The 19,584-nt window shown below is 61.5% G+C and carries 14 protein-coding genes; 9 read left to right on the top strand and 5 right to left on the bottom strand.

Features of this window, described 5'->3' with window-relative positions:
• Nucleotides 1-123: 123 nt before the first annotated feature.
• Both FGE05_RS18300 and FGE05_RS18295 read left to right on the top strand, forming a co-directional pair.
• Nucleotides 124-2,583, top strand: coding sequence for an EAL domain-containing protein (locus tag FGE05_RS18300; RefSeq protein ID WP_139647124.1), 2,460 nt, complete (start codon nt 124-126; stop codon nt 2,581-2,583).
• 80 nt (nt 2,584-2,663) lie between these two features.
• The gene (locus FGE05_RS18295) at nt 2,664-3,434 is read left to right on the top strand and encodes a TenA family transcriptional regulator (RefSeq protein WP_217505877.1); all 771 of its coding nucleotides are present in this window, start codon (nt 2,664-2,666) and stop codon (nt 3,432-3,434) included.
• A gap of 252 nt (nt 3,435-3,686) precedes the next feature.
• Here the strand turns inward: FGE05_RS18295 and FGE05_RS18290 are convergent, their stop codons facing one another.
• The 5 genes from FGE05_RS18290 to FGE05_RS18270 all read right to left on the bottom strand — a co-directional run bounded on the left by FGE05_RS18290 (nt 3,687) and on the right by FGE05_RS18270 (nt 8,704).
• Complete coding sequence (locus tag FGE05_RS18290; protein ID WP_139647120.1) at nt 3,687-4,613, bottom strand: GGDEF domain-containing protein; 927 nt, start codon at nt 4,611-4,613, stop codon at nt 3,687-3,689.
• Nucleotides 4,614-4,972: 359 nt separating this feature from the next.
• Nucleotides 4,973-5,713, bottom strand: coding sequence for a YciK family oxidoreductase (locus FGE05_RS18285; protein ID WP_139647118.1), 741 nt, complete (start codon nt 5,711-5,713; stop codon nt 4,973-4,975).
• A 222-nt stretch (nt 5,714-5,935) separates the two neighbouring features.
• The gene (mupP, locus tag FGE05_RS18280; RefSeq protein ID WP_139647116.1) at nt 5,936-6,607 is read right to left on the bottom strand and encodes an N-acetylmuramic acid 6-phosphate phosphatase MupP; all 672 of its coding nucleotides are present in this window, start codon (nt 6,605-6,607) and stop codon (nt 5,936-5,938) included.
• Nucleotides 6,608-6,611: 4 nt separating this feature from the next.
• On the bottom strand, nt 6,612-7,310 hold the full coding sequence (ubiG, locus tag FGE05_RS18275; RefSeq protein ID WP_139647114.1) for a bifunctional 2-polyprenyl-6-hydroxyphenol methylase/3-demethylubiquinol 3-O-methyltransferase UbiG: 699 nt from the start codon (nt 7,308-7,310) through the stop codon (nt 6,612-6,614).
• Nucleotides 7,311-7,372: 62 nt separating this feature from the next.
• Nucleotides 7,373-8,704, bottom strand: coding sequence for a TRZ/ATZ family hydrolase (locus FGE05_RS18270; RefSeq protein WP_139647112.1), 1,332 nt, complete (start codon nt 8,702-8,704; stop codon nt 7,373-7,375).
• Nucleotides 8,705-8,809: 105 nt separating this feature from the next.
• On the opposite strand from FGE05_RS18270, the gene mtnA reads away from it, so the two are divergent.
• The 7 genes from mtnA to cmk all read left to right on the top strand — a co-directional run bounded on the left by mtnA (nt 8,810) and on the right by cmk (nt 19,475).
• Nucleotides 8,810-9,886 (top strand): S-methyl-5-thioribose-1-phosphate isomerase, encoded by a 1,077-nt coding sequence (gene mtnA, locus FGE05_RS18265; protein WP_139647110.1) that lies wholly within the window; start codon nt 8,810-8,812, stop codon nt 9,884-9,886.
• 445 nt (nt 9,887-10,331) lie between these two features.
• Entirely contained in the window at nt 10,332-12,998 is a 2,667-nt protein-coding gene (gyrA, locus tag FGE05_RS18260; RefSeq protein WP_024778723.1) for a DNA gyrase subunit A, read from the top strand.
• 249 nt (nt 12,999-13,247) lie between these two features.
• Nucleotides 13,248-14,333: a 3-phosphoserine/phosphohydroxythreonine transaminase gene (gene serC / locus FGE05_RS18255; protein WP_139647108.1), complete on the top strand. Its 1,086-nt coding sequence runs from the start codon at nt 13,248-13,250 to the stop codon at nt 14,331-14,333.
• The gene (pheA, locus tag FGE05_RS18250) at nt 14,333-15,427 is read left to right on the top strand and encodes a prephenate dehydratase (protein ID WP_024778725.1); all 1,095 of its coding nucleotides are present in this window, start codon (nt 14,333-14,335) and stop codon (nt 15,425-15,427) included. Before serC ends, pheA begins: the two co-directional genes overlap by 1 nt.
• Before the next feature lie 13 nt (nt 15,428-15,440).
• Complete coding sequence (gene hisC, locus FGE05_RS18245; RefSeq protein WP_139647106.1) at nt 15,441-16,553, top strand: histidinol-phosphate transaminase; 1,113 nt, start codon at nt 15,441-15,443, stop codon at nt 16,551-16,553.
• Nucleotides 16,554-16,581: 28 nt separating this feature from the next.
• Nucleotides 16,582-18,789, top strand: coding sequence for a bifunctional prephenate dehydrogenase/3-phosphoshikimate 1-carboxyvinyltransferase (locus FGE05_RS18240; protein WP_257225678.1), 2,208 nt, complete (start codon nt 16,582-16,584; stop codon nt 18,787-18,789).
• A complete protein-coding gene (gene cmk / locus FGE05_RS18235) occupies nt 18,786-19,475 on the top strand; it encodes a (d)CMP kinase (protein ID WP_139647102.1) in 690 nt (229 codons plus the stop codon). Before FGE05_RS18240 ends, cmk begins: the two co-directional genes overlap by 4 nt.
• The last annotated feature ends 109 nt before the right edge of the window (nt 19,476-19,584 follow it).

The raw sequence follows: 19,584 nt of genomic DNA, 5'->3' as shown, positions 1-19,584 counted from the left end.
TCCATCCAAAGCCTATAGATCCTTCGATCCAACCATTCCAAGGATCGAAAACTGGCCTAGGCTCTGAAATCAGGAGCGGATTTCTCCCGGGTGCTCATCGGCAATGCCTGTGCAAGGGACCTCATGAAGCAAAAGCGGACTCTCGGAACGCCTCGTTTGTTGGGCATCGTCTGGCCCTTCATTGCCGTTGTGCTATTTCAGGCATTGCTCGGAGGCGTCAGTCTCTACGTATTATCAGCCGTTCGTGGCTATGTCGCGGGGGAAAGCCTCTGGTCCAAGGGGCAGAAGGACGCCATTTATTACCTGAATCTCTATGCCGACAGCCGCGACGAATCGATTTTCCGTAAATATCAGCAAGCCATTGCCGTGCCCGAGGGCGGTCACGACTTGCGGGTGGCGCTGGATCGACAGCCGCCTGACCTGGAAGCGGCACGGGCGGGCATCCTTCAAGGGGGAAACCACCCGGACGACGTGCCCAGCCTGATCTGGCTCTATCTGAATTTCCGTCACTTCAGTTACCTGGAAGAAGCCATCGATCTCTGGACGGTGGGCGACGGCTATCTGATCGAGCTGGATAACGTTGCCCGGCAGATGCACGACAGCATTGCCGAAGGGACTGCTTCAGAGACCGATATCCGCGGCTGGAAGGCGCGGATCTTTGCCATCAACGACTCCGTTACCCCGGCAGCCAAGGCTTTCAGCGACGAGCTGGGCGAGGGATCGCGCTTTATCCTGCGCCTGTTGCTGGTGACCAACTTCGCCACAGCACTTGGGCTGATTGTCCTGGCCTTGTTGCGTACCCACAAACTGCTGACTCAGCGACAGGTGTTCGCCAATGCCTTGCAACTGGAGAAGGAGAGGGCGCAGATCACTTTGCAGTCCATCGGCGACGGGGTCATCACCACCGACGTCGAAGGCGCCATTGCCTACATGAATCCCGCTGCCGAGGCGATGACCCACTGGAAGGCCGAACACGCCACCGGACTGCCCTTGGCCGCGCTGTTCAACCTGATCGACGACAATGCCCAGACCGAAGGCCTGACGCTGATCGAACACATTCTCAGCGGTCGGCTCGGTGGTGGCAGCGAACATTCCAAACTGATCCAGCGCCTGGACGGCAGCACGGTGTCGGTGACCCTGGTGGGGGCGCCGATTCGCCATGCGGGCAAGGTCAGCGGCGCCGTCCTGGTCCTGCACGACATGACCCAGGAGCGCCAGTACATTGCCAACCTGTCGTGGCAGGCTACCCATGATGCGCTGACCGGCCTGGCGAACCGCCGGGAATTCGAGTACCGGCTCGAGCAGGCCTTGCATAACCTGACGCGCCAGGTCGGGCGCCATGCCTTGATGTTCCTCGACCTGGACCAGTTCAAGCTGGTCAACGATACCTGCGGCCATGCGGCGGGTGACGAATTGTTGCGGCACATCTGCGCGTTGCTGCAATCGGGCCTGCGGGAAAACGACACCCTGGCCCGGTTGGGCGGCGATGAGTTCGGTATCTTGCTGGAGAACTGTTCGCCGGAGGCCGCGGAGAAGATCGCTGAAGGTCTGCGCCAGACCGTGCAGAATCTGCACTTTGTCTGGAAAGGGCGGCCATTCGTCACCACCGTGAGTATTGGCCTGGTGCACATCGCCCAGAACCCGACCACCCTGGAGGCGTCCCTGCGCGCCGCCGACATGGCCTGTTACATGGCCAAGGAGAAGGGCCGCAACCGAGTCCAGGTCTACCATGCCGACGATTCGGAGTTGTCCCTGCGTTTCGGTGAGATGGCCTGGGTCCAGCGCTTGCACATGGCCCTGGAGGAAAACCGCTTCTGCCTCTATGCCCAGGAAATTGCCGCACTGGGGCCAGGTGACCATGGTGGCGGGCACATTGAGATCCTGTTGCGCTTGCATGACGAGGCCGGGCGGATGATTCTGCCGGACAGCTTCATTCCTGCGGCGGAGCGCTATGGCCTGATGACGTCCCTGGACCGTTGGGTGGTGGAGAATGTCTTCAGAATCATCCGCCAGTGCCTGAACGATTCGCGGCAGGGCCCAATGGCCATGTGTGCGATCAATCTGTCAGGCACGACTATCGGAGATCAGGCATTCCTCGACTTCCTGCGTAAACAGTTCGCGGCGTATTCGATTCCGCCGGAAATGATTTGTTTTGAAATTACAGAGACCAGCGCTATTTCGAATTTGGGCAGCGCCATTCGCTTTATCAATGAACTCAAGAGCTTGGGTTGTTACTTCTCGCTGGATGACTTTTGCGCCGGAATGTCTTCATTCGCTTACCTGAAACATTTACCTGTAGACTTCCTGAAGATCGACGGGAGTTTCGTAAAGGATATGCTGGACGACCCGATTAACCGTGCAATGGTCGAGGTGATCAACCACATCGGCCACGTCATGGGTAAGCGCACCATTGCCGAGTTTGTGGAAACTGCCCAGATCGAGCAGGCATTGCTGGAGATTGGAGTGGACTACGCTCAGGGGTATGTCATCGAGCGCCCGCAGTTGTTTACCTGTGACACGTTGCAATGCAGGCCGGCCCGGCCCCAGCCGTTGTTATTCAAGGCCCCCGGCACGTTCCGCTGAGCCTCTTGTTGATCCGGAAAAAAATCACAATCAAAAGGAGCCCGACAGTGATCGACACATTCAACCGAACAGGCCCGCTCATGGACGCCAAAAGCTATCCGCAATGGGCACAGCAGCTCATCGCCGATTGCGGCGAGAGCAAGCGCCGGGTTGTCGAACACGAGCTGTATCAGCGCATGCGCGACAATAAGCTCAGCGCCAAGACCATGCGCCACTACCTCATCGGTGGTTGGCCGGTCGTTGAACAGTTCGCCTTATACATGGCACAGAACCTCACCAAGACCCGCTTTGCCCGCCATCCCGGCGAGGATATGGCCCGGCGCTGGCTGATGCGTAACATTCGTGTCGAACTCAATCACGCCGACTACTGGGTGAACTGGAGCGCCGCCCACGGCGTGACGCTGGAGGACCTCCAGGCGCAGCAGGTAGCGCCTGAACTCCATGCCTTGAGTCATTGGTGCTGGCATACCAGCTCTTCGGACTCGCTGATCGTGGCAATCGCAGCGACCAACTATGCCATTGAAGGCGCGACCGGGGAGTGGTCGGCGCTGGTGTGTTCCAGCGGCATCTACGCGGCGGCCTTCGCCGAGGAAGACCGCAAGCGCGCCATGAAATGGCTGAAGATGCACGCCCAGTACGACGACGCCCACCCATGGGAAGCGCTGGAAATCATCTGCACGCTGGCGGGCATGAATCCGAGCCAGGCCTTGCAGAACGAACTGCGCCAGGCCGTGTGCAAGAGCTACGACTACATGTACCTGTTCCTGGAACGTTGCATGCAACTGGAACAGTCGGAGACGGCCGGAAAATTGGCACCTCACCGCGAGCGCCTGGCGCTGGCCGGGAGCTGATGCCTAGTTGACCGATGTGGGAGCGGGCCCGCTAGCGAAGCGGTCTGGCTGGCCAACGGGGAGGTTGGCTATCGGACCGTATCGCGAGCAGGCTTGCTCCCACATTTTTGTTTAATGCAATCAGACTCACCTTGAACCCTTGTGGGAGCGAGCCTGCTCGCGATAGCGGTGAACCAGCTTGCAGAAGTATCGAGCCTGCCACCGACCCTTCGCGAGCGGCTCCTGCACCCAGCCTGACTCGCCTGTTTTCAATCAACCCGCCATCGCCAACCGATTCCGACCTTCGCGCTTGGCCACATACAACGCGCTGTCGACCCGGCGCAGCAGGCTTTCCATGGACTCACCCGGCAGCAGCGTCGCGCAGCCGAGGCTGACCGTCAGCTCAATCCTGACACCTGCCGCGAAATAATCCTGCAACTGGGCGGCATACCGCAGTCGCTCGCCAATCGTGGCTGCGGCCTCCCGACTGGTGTTGGAAAGCAGGATCAGAAACTCCTCGCCGCCGAACCTGAAGACCATGTCCACATTGCGCAGTTGATCCTTGATCGACTCGGCAACGGCCTTGAGCACCTCATCACCGGCGCCATGGCCGTAGGTATCGTTGATACGCTTGAAGTGGTCGATGTCGAGCATCAGCAGCGACAACGGCTGCATATGACGCCTGGCCATGTCGATTTCCCGCTCCATGACCTGGTCCATGGCAATGCGGTTGCCGGTTCCGGTCAACGGATCGCGCAGGGCGCTCTGGGTGGCGGCGCGGTAGAGCAGGGCGTTACGCAGCGGAAACAACAGGGTCGACAGCACTGATTCGAGGTCGCTCTGTTCCGCGTCGCTAAAGCGCTGATTGCGGCGGAACACCAATTCGCCCAGCTGTTCGCCTTCATGGCTGAGGTTGTAGCTGAGCAGATGATGCCCGCGTTGACCGAACTCCAGCCGCAGATCGCTGGGCTTGTGCTGATAGGCCAGCGCATCCAGGGGCACCAGTCGTTGAACTTCACGGAAAAACAGGCCCAGAATCCGCTGAGGTTCCAGGCTGGTCGGCAATTGCTGACTCAGTTGCTGACGCAATTGCGACAGGCTGACGGCGCGTGCGACGAGCGGCGACGGTTGACCGAGGCCCAGGCGCTGCAGTTTGGCGCTGTCGAAATCAATCGCGTTGGTCTGGATGGGCGTTTTCATTTGGCGTGAGCCCCTAAGCAGAATCTATCCTGGCGCCGGGTGAGGTGGCTGTGGGCTGCGTGTCGTACTGGCCCTTAAGTCCCGTAGGACATTGATTTGAGTCTAGTCTGCTTTCCTTGGCTGACGCAGGCCTCGTATCAACCTCCGCTACCCGCCGGACATGGCGTGTTTAGAAGGGTTAGAGCGAAAGTCGTGCCAGTGCGTTCACTTTTGAAAAACCCATTGAAAATCAATGAGGTGAAATCAAGCGCCCCTGGCGCGCCGATTTTTGCGCGACATGGGTTTGGCGGTTCGCCTGGCTCGGCGTTGAAGCGGGGGCGCATCGCGACGGTAAACCGCCGCGACGTGAGGATGAGTCTTTACTGTGCGTTGAACGCCTGACCGTTGACGCCCTTGCTGTCCGGCCCCATCAGGTACAGATAGACCGGCATGATCTCTTCCGGTGTCGGATTGTTGAGCGGATTTTCCCCCGGATAGGCCTGGGCGCGCATGCTGGTACGGGTTGCGCCGGGGTTGATGCTGTTGGCGCGCACCGGCGCGACGGTATCGACTTCGTCGGCCAGGGTCTGCATCAACCCCTCGGTGGCAAACTTGGACACGCCATAAGCGCCCCAGTACGCTCGACCCTTGCGACCGACGCTGCTGGAGGTGAACACCACGGACGCGTCCGTGGACAGCTTGAGCAGGGGGAGCAAGGTGCTGGTGAGCATGAACATGGCATTGACGTTCACGTGCATCACCCGCATGAAGTTCTCGCCGGACAGTTGTTCCAGCGGCGTGCGCGGGCCGATGATCGAGGCGTTGTGCAACAGGCCGTCCAAGTGACCGAACTCGGTTTCGATCATGGCTGCCAGTTCGTCGTATTGATGGGGCAGGGCGGTTTCGAGGTTGAAGGGAATCACCGCCGGCTGTGGATGGCCGGCCGCTTCGATTTCATCATAGACCTGGGTCAGGTTGGCTTCGGTCTTGCCCAGCAGTAGCACGGTAGCGCCGTGGGCGGCGTAGGCCTTGGCGGCAGCCGCGCCGATGCCACGACCGGCACCGGTGACCAGGATGACCCGGCCGTCGAGCAGGTCGGGGCGGGCGGAATAATCAAACATAAAAACCTCATGAAACATAACGATGCGTGGTGATGCACGGTGTGGCGACGGGTTGTATTGTGGCGAGGGGATTCATCCCCGCTGGGTCGCGAAGCGACCCCTTGCGTATTACTTGATACACCGCAGTGACTGACATCTCTTGGAGGCGCTTCGCACCTCGGCGGGGATAATCCCCTTGCCACAAAAAATCTACTTATTGTCTTGCCACACGAAGTAGTCAGTTCAGCAACTGCACAACGCGTTATCCAGCACTTCGCGCAACGCCAACGGGTGATCGATCACCACGTCCGCGCCCCAGTGCTTGGGGTTGTCGTCCGGGTGGATATAGCCGTAGGTCACTGCGCAGGTCTTGGTGCCGGCGCTGCGCCCGGACTCGATGTCCCGCAGGTCGTCGCCCACGAACAGCACGCTGGCCGGGTCCAGGTCGAGCAGCTTGCACGCCAGGATCAGTGGTTCCGGATCCGGTTTGCTGTTGGTCACGTGATCCGGGCAGATCAGCACCTTCGAGCGCTCGGCCAGGCCCAGTTGCTGCATGATGGGCTCGGCGAAGCGCACCGGTTTGTTGGTGACCACCCCCCAGATCAGGTTGGCGGCTTCAATGTCGGCCAGTACTTCGGCCATGCCGTCGAACAGGTGGCTATGGACAGCGCACCCCTTGAGGTAGCGGTCGAGGAATTCCTGGCGCAGGTCCTCGAAGCCCGGTGATTCGGGGTCCATGGAAAAGGTCACCGCGACCATCGCACGGGCGCCACCGGAGATTTCGTCACGAATGTGCTGCGTGTTCATCGGTGGCAAGCCACGGTCGGCGCGCATGGCCTGGCAGATGGCGATGAAGTCCGGCGCGGTGTCGAGCAGCGTGCCGTCCATGTCGAAGAGAACCGCTTTGAGACGCATCGACTTACTCCTCGCGCAGGGTCTGGATCATGTAGTTGACGTCAACGTCGGCGGCCAGCTTGTAGTGCTTGGTCAGCGGATTGTAGGTCAGGCCGATGATGTCCTTGACGGTCAGCCCGGCCATGCGGCTCCAGGCGCCCAGCTCGGAAGGACGGATGAACTTCTTGAAGTCGTGGGTGCCACGGGGCAGCAGCTTCATGATGTATTCCGCACCGATGATGGCGAACAGGTACGCCTTCGGGTTGCGGTTGATCGTGGAAAAGAACACCTGGCCGCCGGGCTTGACCATGCGGAAGCAGGCGCGGATGACCGAGGACGGGTCCGGCACATGTTCGAGCATTTCCAGGCAGGTGACCACGTCGAACTGAGCCGGCATTTCCTCGGCCAGGGCCTCTGCGGTGATCTGCCGGTACTCTACGTTGACGCCGGACTCCAGTTGGTGCAACTGCGCCACAGCCAGCGGCGCCTCGCCCATGTCGATGCCCATCACGGTTGCCCCGCGCTGGGCCATGGCTTCGCTGAGAATGCCGCCGCCACAGCCGACGTCGAGCACCTTCTTGCCGGCCAGGTTGACCCGCTCGTCGATCCAGTTGACCCGCAGCGGGTTGATATCGTGCAGCGGCTTGAATTCGCTTTCGCGGTCCCACCAGCGGTGAGCCAAGGCTTCGAACTTGGCGATTTCGGCGTGGTCGACGTTGCTCATGTGCAGATCCTCGAAAAACTTGAAAAAATCAGTTGCCCCGAGCCGTGGCTCAAGAGGCAGGGTTATTCGTCGTGACCGCTGATGCGGCGACCCCAGGCCTGGGCCGTGGCGGTCAGTTGCGGTTCGTCCAGGCGGGTCAGCCGGCCGTCCTCAAGCAACGGCTTGCCGGCCACCCACAGGTGTTTCACGCAATCGCGGCCGGTGGCATAGATCAGCTGCGACACCGGGTCGTAGATCGGTTGCTGGGCCAGTCCCGACAGATCGAAGGCCACCAGGTCGGCGGCCTTGCCGACTTCCAGCGAACCAACGGTGGCCTCGATGCCCAGGGCCCGGGCGCCATTGAGCGTGGCCATGCGCAACGCCCGATGGGCATCCAGGGCCGTCGCTGAACCGGCGACGGCCTTGGCCAACAGGGCTGCGGTGCGGGTTTCCCCCAGCAGGTCCAGGTCGTTGTTGCTCGCCGCGCCGTCGGTGCCGACCGCCACATTGACGCCGGCCTGCCACAAGCGCTCCACCGGGCAGAAGCCACTGGCCAGCTTCAGGTTCGATTCCGGGCAATGGATCACACTGCAATTGCTTTCTACCAGCAAGGCCAGGTCTTCATCGCTGATCTGAGTCATGTGCACCGCTTGGAAACGCGGCCCCAACAGGCCAAGCCGCCCCAGGCGAGCCATTGGTCGCTCAGCGGTGTTATCCACAGCCTGCTGCACTTCGAAGGCGGTTTCGTGAACATGCATATGAATGGCCGCGTCCAGCTCTTCGGCAATCACACGGATTTTCTCCAGGTTCTCGTCGCCCACGGTGTAGGGTGCATGCGGACCGAATGCGACTTTGATCCGTGGATGGTGCTTGAGATCGCCAAACAATTCGATGCCCTGACGAATGGCGTCGTCGGCACTGGCGGCCCCGGGAATCGGGAAATCGAGGATCGGAATGGCGATTTGCGCACGGATGCCGCTGTTATGGACGCGCTCGCTGGCAACCTTGGGATAGAAATACATGTCAGAAAAACAGGTGATGCCACCCTTGATCTGCTCGGCGATCGCCAGGTCGGTGCCGTCGCGCACGAAGTCTTCATCGACCCATTTGCCCTCGGCCGGCCAGATATGCTGTTCAAGCCAGGTCATCAGGGGCAAGTCGTCGGCCAGACCGCGGAACAGTGTCATCGCCGCATGCCCGTGGGCATTGATCAGGCCCGGGCTGAGCAACATGCCCGGCAACTCGCGGACCTCGGCAGCCTCACATTTCAGGGCTTCGGCCCGTGGGCCGATGAACACGATGCAACCGTTGCGGATGCCCAGACCGTGATCCTTGAGTACCACACCGGCGGGTTCGACAGGCACCAACCAGGTCGGCAGCAATAGTAAGTCGAGCGCAACGGCTGGCTTGGGCATCGTGGATCGGTTCCATGGGTTATAAAGGATGGCGAAGTATACCCGAGCGTCATCACGCTGGGATCGCTATAATCGGCGGCTTTGTTCAAGAGTGCGGAGTGTAGGATGCGCGATCAACTGTTGGCTGCGGAGAAGGTGAAGGCCATCGATTGGCGGGATGGCGCCCTGTACCTGCTGGATCAGCGTGTTTTGCCGTTCGAGGAAAACTGGATCGCCTACACCAGTGCGGCCGGCGTGGCCGAGGCCATTCGTGCGATGGTGGTGCGCGGCGCGCCGGCCATCGGGATCAGTGCGGCTTACGGTGTGGTGCTGGCCGCGCGGGCGAGGGTGGCCGAGGGCGGTGATTGGCAAACGGCGCTGGAGGCGGATTTCACCTTGTTGGCCGAATCCCGGCCGACGGCGGTGAACCTGTTCTGGGCCTTGGATCGGATGCGCGACCGGTTGGCGCGCTTGAAGGAGCATGCCGAGCCGCTGGCCGCCCTTGAGGCCGAGGCTGTCGCCATTCACGAAAGTGATCGTGAAGCCAATCTGACCATGGCCCAGCTCGGCGTCGACCTGATCCGCAAGCATCAGGGCAATGCCCAGGCCATCCTGACCCATTGCAACACCGGTGCCCTGGCCACCGGCGGCTTCGGCACGGCCCTGGGGGTGATCCGCGGCGCATTCATCGAGGGGATGGTCGAGCGTGTCTACGCCGACGAAACCCGTCCATGGCTGCAGGGCTCGCGCCTCACGGCCTGGGAGTTGGCCAATGAGGGCATCCCGGTGACCCTCAACGCCGATTCCGCCGCTGCCCATATCATGAAGACCAAGGGCGTGACCTGGGTGATCGTCGGCGCCGACCGCATCACCGCCAACGGTGACGTGGCGAACAAGATCGGTACCTATCAACTGGCGGTCTGCGCCATGCACCACGGCGTGCGCTTCATGGTGGTGGCACCGAGTTCGACGATCGACATGAACCTGGCCAGTGGCGAAGACATCCCGATCGAAGAACGCGACGGGCGCGAACTGCTGGAAGTCGGCGGCAAGCGGGTTGGCGCGGATGTGGAGGCGTTCAACCCGGTGTTCGACGTCACGCCGGCCGACCTGATCGATGCCATCGTCACGGAGAAGGGTATCGTCGAGCGCCCGGATACCGCGAAGATGGCGCAATTGATGTGCCGCAAGCGGCTGCATTAAGACGGTTTTGTCAGGTGCATTGCCTTCGCGAGCAGGCTCGCTCCCACATGGAATTGCGGTGTGTCAGGAACCCCGGGCATACAAAACACTCCTGTGGGAGCGAGCCTGCTCGCGATGAGGTCCTTGAAACCTGCAGATCTCCTTGCATTTGAGTGCAATTTCTCCAGTCGCAGTGCTTCTAAGCCCCTCTCGTCCCATTCCAGCCTGTCACCGGTCAACTAACTATGCTCCATGCGCATCTGGGGGATAGGTGCGTGGCGGCTCTTGTGATAACATCCGGCGGTTTCCAAGGTCGCTTCACGAAGCGGTCTTTACTGCGCAGATCCATGGCATAACTCGTTGATTTGTCGTAAGTCGCTGCACGGCACTTGTCCTGTAGCGGCGAGCTTCGTTCGTCCCGTCTGGATGTGACGAGGTTTCACCAGAAAAAGGAATCAGGCTTCTCATGGGCGAACTGGCCAAAGAAATCCTCCCGGTCAATATCGAAGACGAGCTGAAACAGTCCTACCTCGACTACGCAATGAGCGTAATCGTCGGGCGGGCGCTGCCGGATGCGCGCGATGGCTTGAAGCCCGTGCACCGGCGCGTGTTGTTCGCGATGAGCGAGCTGGGCAACGACTTCAACAAGCCGTACAAGAAATCCGCCCGTGTCGTCGGTGACGTGATCGGTAAGTATCACCCTCACGGTGACACTGCGGTGTACGACACCATCGTCCGGATGGCGCAGCCATTTTCCCTGCGCTACCTGCTGGTAGACGGCCAGGGCAACTTCGGCTCCGTGGACGGCGACAACGCTGCGGCCATGCGATACACCGAAGTGCGCATGACCAAGCTCGCCCACGAGCTGCTGGCCGACCTGCACAAGGAAACCGTGGACTGGGTGCCGAACTACGACGGCACCGAAATGATCCCGGCGGTCATGCCGACCCGTATCCCGAACCTGCTGGTCAACGGTTCCAGCGGCATTGCCGTGGGCATGGCAACCAACATCCCGCCGCACAACCTCGGTGAAGTCATCGACGGCTGCCTGGCCCTCATCGACAACCCCGAGCTGACCGTCGATGAGCTGATGCAATACATCCCCGGTCCGGACTTCCCCACCGCCGCGATCATCAACGGTCGTGCCGGTATCATCGAGGCCTATCGCACCGGTCGCGGCCGCATTTATATGCGCGCTCGCTCGACGGTCGAAGACATCGACAAGGTCGGTGGCCGCCAGCAGATCGTCATCACCGAACTCCCGTACCAGCTGAACAAGGCCCGTCTGATCGAGAAGATCGCCGAGCTGGTCAAGGAGAAGAAGCTCGAAGGCATCACCGAGCTGCGGGACGAGTCCGACAAGGACGGCATGCGCGTCGTGATCGAGCTGCGTCGCGGCGAAGTGCCTGAGGTGATCCTCAACAACCTCTACGCTCAAACCCAACTGCAAAGCGTGTTCGGTATCAACATCGTTGCGTTGATCGATGGCCGTCCGCGGATCCTGAACCTCAAGGACCTGCTGGAAGCCTTCGTGCGTCACCGTCGCGAAGTGGTTACCCGCCGTACCGTGTTCGAACTGCGCAAGGCCCGTGAGCGTGGTCACATCCTGGAAGGCCAGGCTGTGGCCTTGTCGAACATCGACCCGGTCATTGCCCTGATCAAGGCTTCACCGACGCCGTCGGAAGCCAAGGAAGCGCTGGTCAGCACGCCTTGGGAGTCCAGTGCGGTGATGACCATGGTCGAGCGCGCTGGCGCCGACTCCTGCCGTCCGGAGAACCTCGACCCGCAATACGGCCTGCGCGACGGCAAGTACTTCCTGTCCCCGGAACAGGCGCAAGCCATCCTGGAACTGCGCCTGCACCGCTTGACCGGCCTGGAGCATGAGAAGCTGCTGGCCGAGTACCAGGAGATCCTCAACCAGATCGGCGAGCTGATCCGCATCCTCAACAGCGCCACGCGCCTGATGGAAGTGATCCGCGAAGAACTGGAAGTGATCCGCGCCGAATACGGCGACGTGCGCCGCACCGAGATCCTCGATGCGCGCCTGGACCTGACCCTGGGTGACATGATCCCGGAAGAAGACCGCGTGGTGACCATTTCCCACGGTGGCTATGCCAAGACCCAGCCGCTGGCCGCCTACCAGGCCCAGCGTCGCGGTGGCAAAGGCAAGTCGGCGACTGGCGTCAAGGATGAGGACTACATTGCTCACCTGCTGGTTGCCAACAGCCACACCACGCTGTTGCTGTTCTCCAGCAAGGGCAAGGTGTACTGGCTCAAGACCTACGAAATTCCCGAAGCGTCTCGCGCCGCCCGTGGTCGTCCGCTGGTCAACCTGCTGCCACTGGACGACGGTGAGTACATCACCACCATGTTGCCGGTGGAGGAATACACCGAAGGCCACTACATCTTCATGGCGACCGCCAACGGCACCGTCAAGAAGACCCCGCTGGAGTCCTTCAGTCGCCAGCGCAGCGTGGGCCTGATTGCCCTGGAGCTGGACGAAGGCGACGTGTTGATTTCCGCCGCCATCACCGATGGCGAGCGTGAGGTCATGCTGTTCTCCGACGGTGGCAAGGTTACCCGCTTCAAGGAATCCGACGTTCGCGCCATGGGCCGTACCGCCCGCGGTGTGCGCGGCATGCGCCTGCCGGAAGGTCAGAAGCTGATTTCCATGCTGATCCCCGAAGAGGGCAGCCAGATCCTCACCGCTTCGGCGCGTGGTTATGGCAAGCGTACCGCCATCAGCGAATTCCCCGAGTACAAGCGTGGCGGCCAGGGCGTGATCGCCATGGTCAGCAACGAGCGTAACGGCCGTCTGGTCGGTGCAGTCCAAGTGCTCGATGGCGAAGAGATCATGCTGATCTCCGACCAGGGCACCCTGGTACGTACGCGGGTCGACGAAGTGTCGAGCCTGGGCCGTAATACCCAGGGCGTGACGCTGATCAAGCTGGCCAGCGATGAAACGCTGGTGGGGCTTGAGCGGGTGCAGGAGCCGTCGGAAGTCGAAGGCGAGGAGCTGGAAGGCGAGGACGACGTGGCGTTCGACGGTACCCTGGGTGCCGATGTCGACGACATGGCCGGCGACGATCAATCGCTCGACGCTGCCGCAGACGAAGAAGAACCGCAGGAATAAGCGGACACGCAGGGGGCGGATGAAGATTCGCCCCCTTGTTGTTTGTCCCTTTTGAAATTTTGCGAGACTGTGCATGACAGCTCAACTGTGGGAGCGAGCTGTGGGAGCAAGGCTTGCCCGCGATAGCGATAGATCAGTCGACATTCATGTTGAATGCAAGTCTGTAATCGCGGGCAAGCCTTGCTCCCACAATGGGCGCCCGCTGATACCGTATTAATGTGTGACCACCAGATCAGAGCGAGATTGGATGTGAGCAAGAGAGCCTATAACTTCTGTGCCGGCCCGGCGGCGCTTCCTGAAGCGGTCCTGAAGCGTGCCCAGGGTGAACTTCTCGACTGGCATGGCAAGGGCCTGTCCGTCATGGAAATGAGCCATCGTAGCGATGAGTTCGTGTCCATTGCCACCAAGGCCGAGCAGGACCTGCGTGATCTGCTGAACATCCCGTCCAACTACAAGGTGTTGTTCCTGCAGGGCGGCGCCAGCCAGCAATTTGCCCAGATCCCGTTGAACCTGCTGCCGGAGAGTGGCAAGGCTGACTACATCGACACCGGTATCTGGTCGCAGAAAGCCATTGAAGAAGCCTCGCGTTACGGCCACGTCAACGTTGCCGCCACCGCCAAGCCCTACGATTATTTCGCCATCCCCGGTCAGAATGAGTGGAACCTGTCCAAGGACGCGGCCTACGTTCATTACGCACCGAACGAAACCATCGGCGGCCTGGAATTCAACTGGATCCCGGAAACCGGTGACGTGCCATTGGTGGCCGACATGTCTTCGGACATTCTTTCGCGCCCTGTGGATGTCTCCCGTTTCGGCATGATCTACGCCGGCGCCCAGAAGAACATCGGCCCGAGCGGCATCCTGGTCAGCATCATTCGCGAGGACCTGTTGGGTCGTGCCCGTTCCCTGTGCCCGACCATGCTCAACTACAAGGTCGCAGCCGACAACGGCTCGATGTACAACACGCCGCCGACCCTGGCCTGGTACCTGTCCGGCCTGGTATTCGAATGGCTCAAGGAGCAGGGCGGTGTCGAAGCCATCGGCAAGCTCAATGAAGTGAAGCAACGCGTGCTCTACGACTTCATCGACGCCAGCGGCCTCTACAGCAACCCGATCAACAAGACCGACCGCTCCTGGATGAACGTACCGTTCCGCCTGGCCGACGACCGTCTCGACAAGCCGTTCCTGGCGGGTGCCGACGAGCGCGGGCTGCTGAACCTCAAGGGCCATCGCTCGGTCGGTGGCATGCGCGCCTCCATCTACAACGCCGTGGACATCAATGCGGTCAACGCACTGATCGCCTACATGGCAGAGTTCGAGAAGGAACACGGCTGATGTCAGAGCAAGAACTCAAGGCGCTGCGCCTGCGCATCGATGCCCTGGACGAAAAAGTCCTGGAGCTGATCAGCGAGCGCGCGCGCTGCGCCCAGGAAGTCGCCCGGGTGAAAATGGCCTCCCTTGCCGAAGGTGAGGTGCCGGTGTTCTATCGACCCGAGCGTGAGGCTCAGGTGCTCAAGCGCGTCATGGAGCGCAACAAGGGCCCGCTGAGCAACGAAGAGATGGCGCGGCTGTTCCGCGAGGTCATGTCGTCGTGCCTGGCCCTCGAGCAACCGCTGAAAGTGGCGTACCTGGGCCCTGAGGGGACCTTTACCCAGGCCGCCGCCATGAAGCACTTCGGCCACGCGGTGATCAGCAAGCCGATGGCGGCCATCGACGAAGTCTTCCGCGAAGTCGCGGCCGGCGCGGTGAATTTCGGCGTGGTGCCGGTGGAAAACTCCACCGAAGGCGCGGTCAACCACACGCTGGACAGCTTCCTCGAACATGACATGGTGATCTGTGGCGAAGTCGAGCTGCGCATCCACCATCACCTGCTGGTGGGCGAGAACACCAAGACCGACAGCATCAGCCGGATCTATTCCCACGCCCAGTCCCTGGCCCAGTGCCGCAAGTGGCTGGACGCCCATTATCCGAATGTCGAGCGCGTGGCGGTATCGAGCAACGCCGAGGCGGCCAAGCGGGTCAAGGGTGAGTGGAACTCGGCGGCGATCGCCGGGGACATGGCGGCCGGTCTCTATGGGCTGACTCGCCTGGCTGAGAAAATCGAGGATCGTCCGGACAACTCCACGCGATTCCTGATGATCGGCAACCAGGAAGTGCCACCGACCGGCGACGACAAGACCTCGATCATCGTCTCCATGAGCAACAAGCCCGGTGCGCTTCATGAGCTGCTGGTGCCGTTCCACGACAATGGTATCGATCTGACCCGGATCGAGACCCGTCCGTCGCGCAGCGGTAAATGGACCTACGTGTTCTTCATCGATTTCGTCGGCCACCACCGCGACCCGCTGGTAAAAGGTGTGCTGGAGAAAATCAGTCAGGAAGCAGTGGCACTCAAGGTGCTGGGTTCCTACCCCAAGGCAGTTCTTTAAGGGCGGATAGCAAATGAGTGGCAACTTCCTCGCTCTGGCACAGCCAGGCGTGCAACAACTTTCGCCTTACGTTCCGGGCAAGCCCGTGGACGAACTGGCTCGCGAGCTGGACCTGGATCCGGCCAGCATCGTCAAACTGGCAAGTAACGAGAACCCGCTGGGTGCCGGTCCCAAGGCGCTGGCGGCGATCCGTGATGAACTGGCCGAGCTGACCCGTTACCCCGATGGCAATGGGTTCGCCTTGAAAAGCCTGCTGGCCGAGCGCTGTGGTGTCGAGCTGAACCAGGTGACCCTGGGCAACGGCTCCAACGATATTCTCGAGCTCGTGGCGCGTGCCTACCTGGCGCCGGGCCTCAACGCGGTGTTCAGCGAACATGCGTTTGCGGTCTACCCGATCGCGACCCAGGCGGTCGGTGCCGACGCTCGCGTGGTTCCGGCCAAGGATTGGGGGCACGATCTGCCGGCCATGCTGGCGGCCATCGACGCCAACACCCGAGTGGTGTTCATCGCCAACCCGAACAACCCGACCGGCACCTGGTTCGACGCCCAGGCCCTGGACGACTTCCTGCAGGACGTCCCGGAGCACGTGCTGGTGGTGCTGGACGAGGCGTACATCGAGTACGCCGAAGGCAGTGACCTGCCCGATGGCCTGGACTTCCTCGCGGCCTACCCGAACCTGCTGGTTTCGCGCACGTTCTCCAAGGCCTATGGCCTGGCGTCGTTGCGGGTCGGTTACGGCCTGTCCACCGCCGTGGTGGCTGACGTGCTGAACCGCGTGCGTCAACCGTTCAACGTCAACAGCTTTGCCCTGGCCGCCGCCTGTGCTGCACTGCAGGATGAGGAATACCTGGCTCAGAGCCGCCACTTGAACGAAGCGGGCATGCAGCAGTTGGAAGCGGGTTTCCGCGAGTTGGGCCTGGGCTGGATTCCCTCGAAAGGCAACTTCATCTGCGTCGACCTGGGGCGTGTTGCGGCGCCGGTGTTCCAAGGCCTGTTGCGTGAAGGCGTGATCGTGCGTCCAGTGGCCAATTACGGCATGCCGAACCACCTGCGCATCACCGTTGGCCTGCAAGCGGAAAACAGCCGTTTCCTCGAGGCGTTGAGCAAGGTCCTGGCTCGTGGTTGATGTCACTTCACTGCAACCTGCTGCACCTATGATCGGTCGCCTGGTGGTGGTCGGTCTGGGGCTGATCGGTGGCTCGTTCGCCAAGGGCTTGCGCGAAAGCGGTCTGTGCCGCGAGGTGGTCGGCGTCGACCTGGATCCGCAGTCGCGCCAACTGGCGGTGGAACTGGGCGTGGTAGATCGTTGTGAAGACGATCTGGCGGCTGCGTGCCAGGGGGCTGACGTGATTCAACTGGCGGTGCCGATCCTGGCCATGGAGAAACTCCTGGCACGGCTGGCGACCATGGACCTGGGCCAGGCGATCCTGACTGACGTCGGCAGTGCCAAGGGTAACGTCGTGCGTGCGGCTACCGAAGCCTTCGGCGGGATGCCGGCGCGCTTCGTGCCGGGTCATCCGATTGCCGGCTCCGAGCAGAGCGGCGTGGAAGCTTCCAACGCCGAGCTGTTTCGCCGTCACAAAGTCATATTGACGCCGCTGGAGCAGACCGATCCGGCGGCGCTGGCGATGGTGGACCGCTTGTGGCGTGAATTGGGTGCCGATGTCGAGCATATGCAGGTCGGACGTCATGATGAAGTCCTGGCCGCCACCAGCCATTTACCGCACCTGTTGGCGTTCGGTCTGGTGGATTCATTGGCCAAACGCAATGAAAATCTTGAGATCTTCCGTTACGCTGCCGGCGGTTTCCGCGATTTCACGAGAATCGCCGGTAGCGACCCGGTCATGTGGCACGACATCTTCCTCGCCAACCGCGAAGCTGTCCTGCGCACACTCGATACATTTCGCAGCGACCTCGACGCCTTACGCGACGCGGTCGATGCAGGGGACGGGCACCAACTGCTGGGCGTTTTCACACGCGCCAGGGTGGCCCGCGAGCATTTCAGTAAAATCCTGGCCCGTCGGGCCTATGTGGACGCTATGAATTCCAACGATCTGATTTTCCTGGCACAACCTGGTGGCTCCCTGAGCGGGCGTATTCGTGTACCGGGCGATAAATCGATTTCCCACCGCTCGATCATGCTCGGCTCCCTGGCCGAAGGCGTGACCGAGGTGGAAGGCTTCCTCGAGGGCGAAGATGCCCTGGCGACGCTGCAAGCGTTCCGCGACATGGGGGTGGTCATCGAAGGGCCGCACCACGGCCGCGTGACGATCCACGGTGTTGGCTTGCATGGCCTCAAGCCTGCGCCAGGCCCGATCTACCTGGGTAACTCCGGCACTTCGATGCGCCTGTTGTCCGGCCTGCTGGCCGCACAGGATTTCGACAGCACCCTGACCGGCGACGCGTCGCTGTCCAAGCGGCCGATGAACCGCGTGGCCAACCCGCTGCGGGAAATGGGCGCGGTCATCGAGACGGCCGCCGACGGTCGTCCACCGATGGTCATCCGTGGTGGCAACAAACTCAAGGGCCTGACCTACACCATGCCAATGGCCAGTGCCCAGGTGAAATCCTGCCTGCTGCTGGCCGGTCTCTATGCCGAAGGCAAGACCACTGTCACCGAGCCGGCGCCGACCCGTGACCACACCGAGCGCATGCTCCGTGGTTTTGGCTATCCGGTCACGGTCAATGGCGCTACGGCGTCCGTTGAGTCGGGCGGCAAGTTGACCGCGACCCACATCGAAGTGCCGGGCGACATCTCTTCGTCGGCGTTCTTCCTGGTGGCAGCGTCCATCGCCGAAGGCTCCGAACTGGTGCTCGAGCACGTCGGCATCAACCCGACCCGTACGGGCGTGATCGATATCCTGCGCCTGATGGGCGCCGACATCACCCTGGAGAACCAGCGTGAAGTGGGCGGCGAGCCGGTGGCGGACCTTCGCGTAAGAGCAGCTAAACTCAAGGGTATCGAGATTCCCGAGGCGCTGGTTCCGCTGGCGATCGATGAGTTCCCGGTGCTGTTCGTGGCTGCGGCCTGCGCGCAAGGGCGGACGGTGTTGACCGGCGCTGAAGAGCTGCGGGTCAAGGAATCGGACCGTATCCAGGTGATGGCGGATGGTTTGCTGGCGCTGGGCGTCAAGTGCGAGCCTACGCCGGACGGCATCATCATCGACGGTGGCCAGATCGGCGGCGGCGAAGTCCATGGTCACGGCGATCATCGCATCGCCATGGCCTTCAGTGTTGCGTCCCTGCGAGCGAACGCGCCGATTCGCATCCATGACTGCGCCAACGTTGCGACGTCGTTCCCGAACTTCCTGGCGCTGTGCACGCAGGTTGGTATTCGAGTGGCAAAAGAGGCACGGTCGTGAACATCAAGGCACCGGTCATCACCATCGATGGTCCGAGCGGTTCGGGCAAGGGCACCGTCGCCGGGATGCTGGCCAGGCAGCTGGGCTGGAACCTGCTCGATTCGGGGGCCCTGTACCGCCTGCTCGCATTTGCGGCCAGCAACCATGGCGTGGACCTGACCAACGAGGAGTTGCTCAAGGCCCTGGCGGCGCACCTGGATGTGCAGTTCATTGCGGCGACCGACGGTCAGCTGCAGCGCATCATCCTGGAAGGCGACGAAGTCAGCGACGTCATCCGTACTGAAACCGTTGGCGCCGGGGCCTCCCAGGTCGCCGCGCTGCCGGCGGTGCGCGAAGCCTTGTTGCAGCGTCAGCGTGCATTTCTGGAGCAGCCGGGGCTGGTGGCCGATGGTCGCGACATGGGTACGGTGGTCTTTCCAGACGCGCCATTGAAGATTTTCCTGACCGCCAGCGCGGAGGAGCGGGCTCGTCGCCGATATTTGCAGTTGAAGGGCAAAGGCGAGGATGTTAGTCTGTCGAGTCTGCTAGATGAGATCCGTGCACGTGACGAACGTGACACCCAGCGCGCAGTAGCCCCGCTCAAGCCGGCGGCTGATGCAATACAGCTGGATTCCACGGAGTTGTCCATCGAACAGGTGTTGCAACGCATCATGAGCGAGATCGCCATTCGCGATATCGCCGGGTGACCAGGAAGCTCCGCAGGGGACCAGTCATAGTCCTGCGGTGCTTCTTCTATATGAAACTAACCCACATCGTCTGGGGTGTGGAGGCGGGCGTATTCTTCGCCCTAATCAA

It is taken from the genome of Pseudomonas sp. ICMP22404, from assembly GCF_006227205.1.
GTDB lineage: Bacteria > Pseudomonadota > Gammaproteobacteria > Pseudomonadales > Pseudomonadaceae > Aquipseudomonas.
The sequence above is the reverse complement of the archived record's forward strand: the minus strand, read 5'-3'. Positions and strand labels throughout refer to the sequence as shown.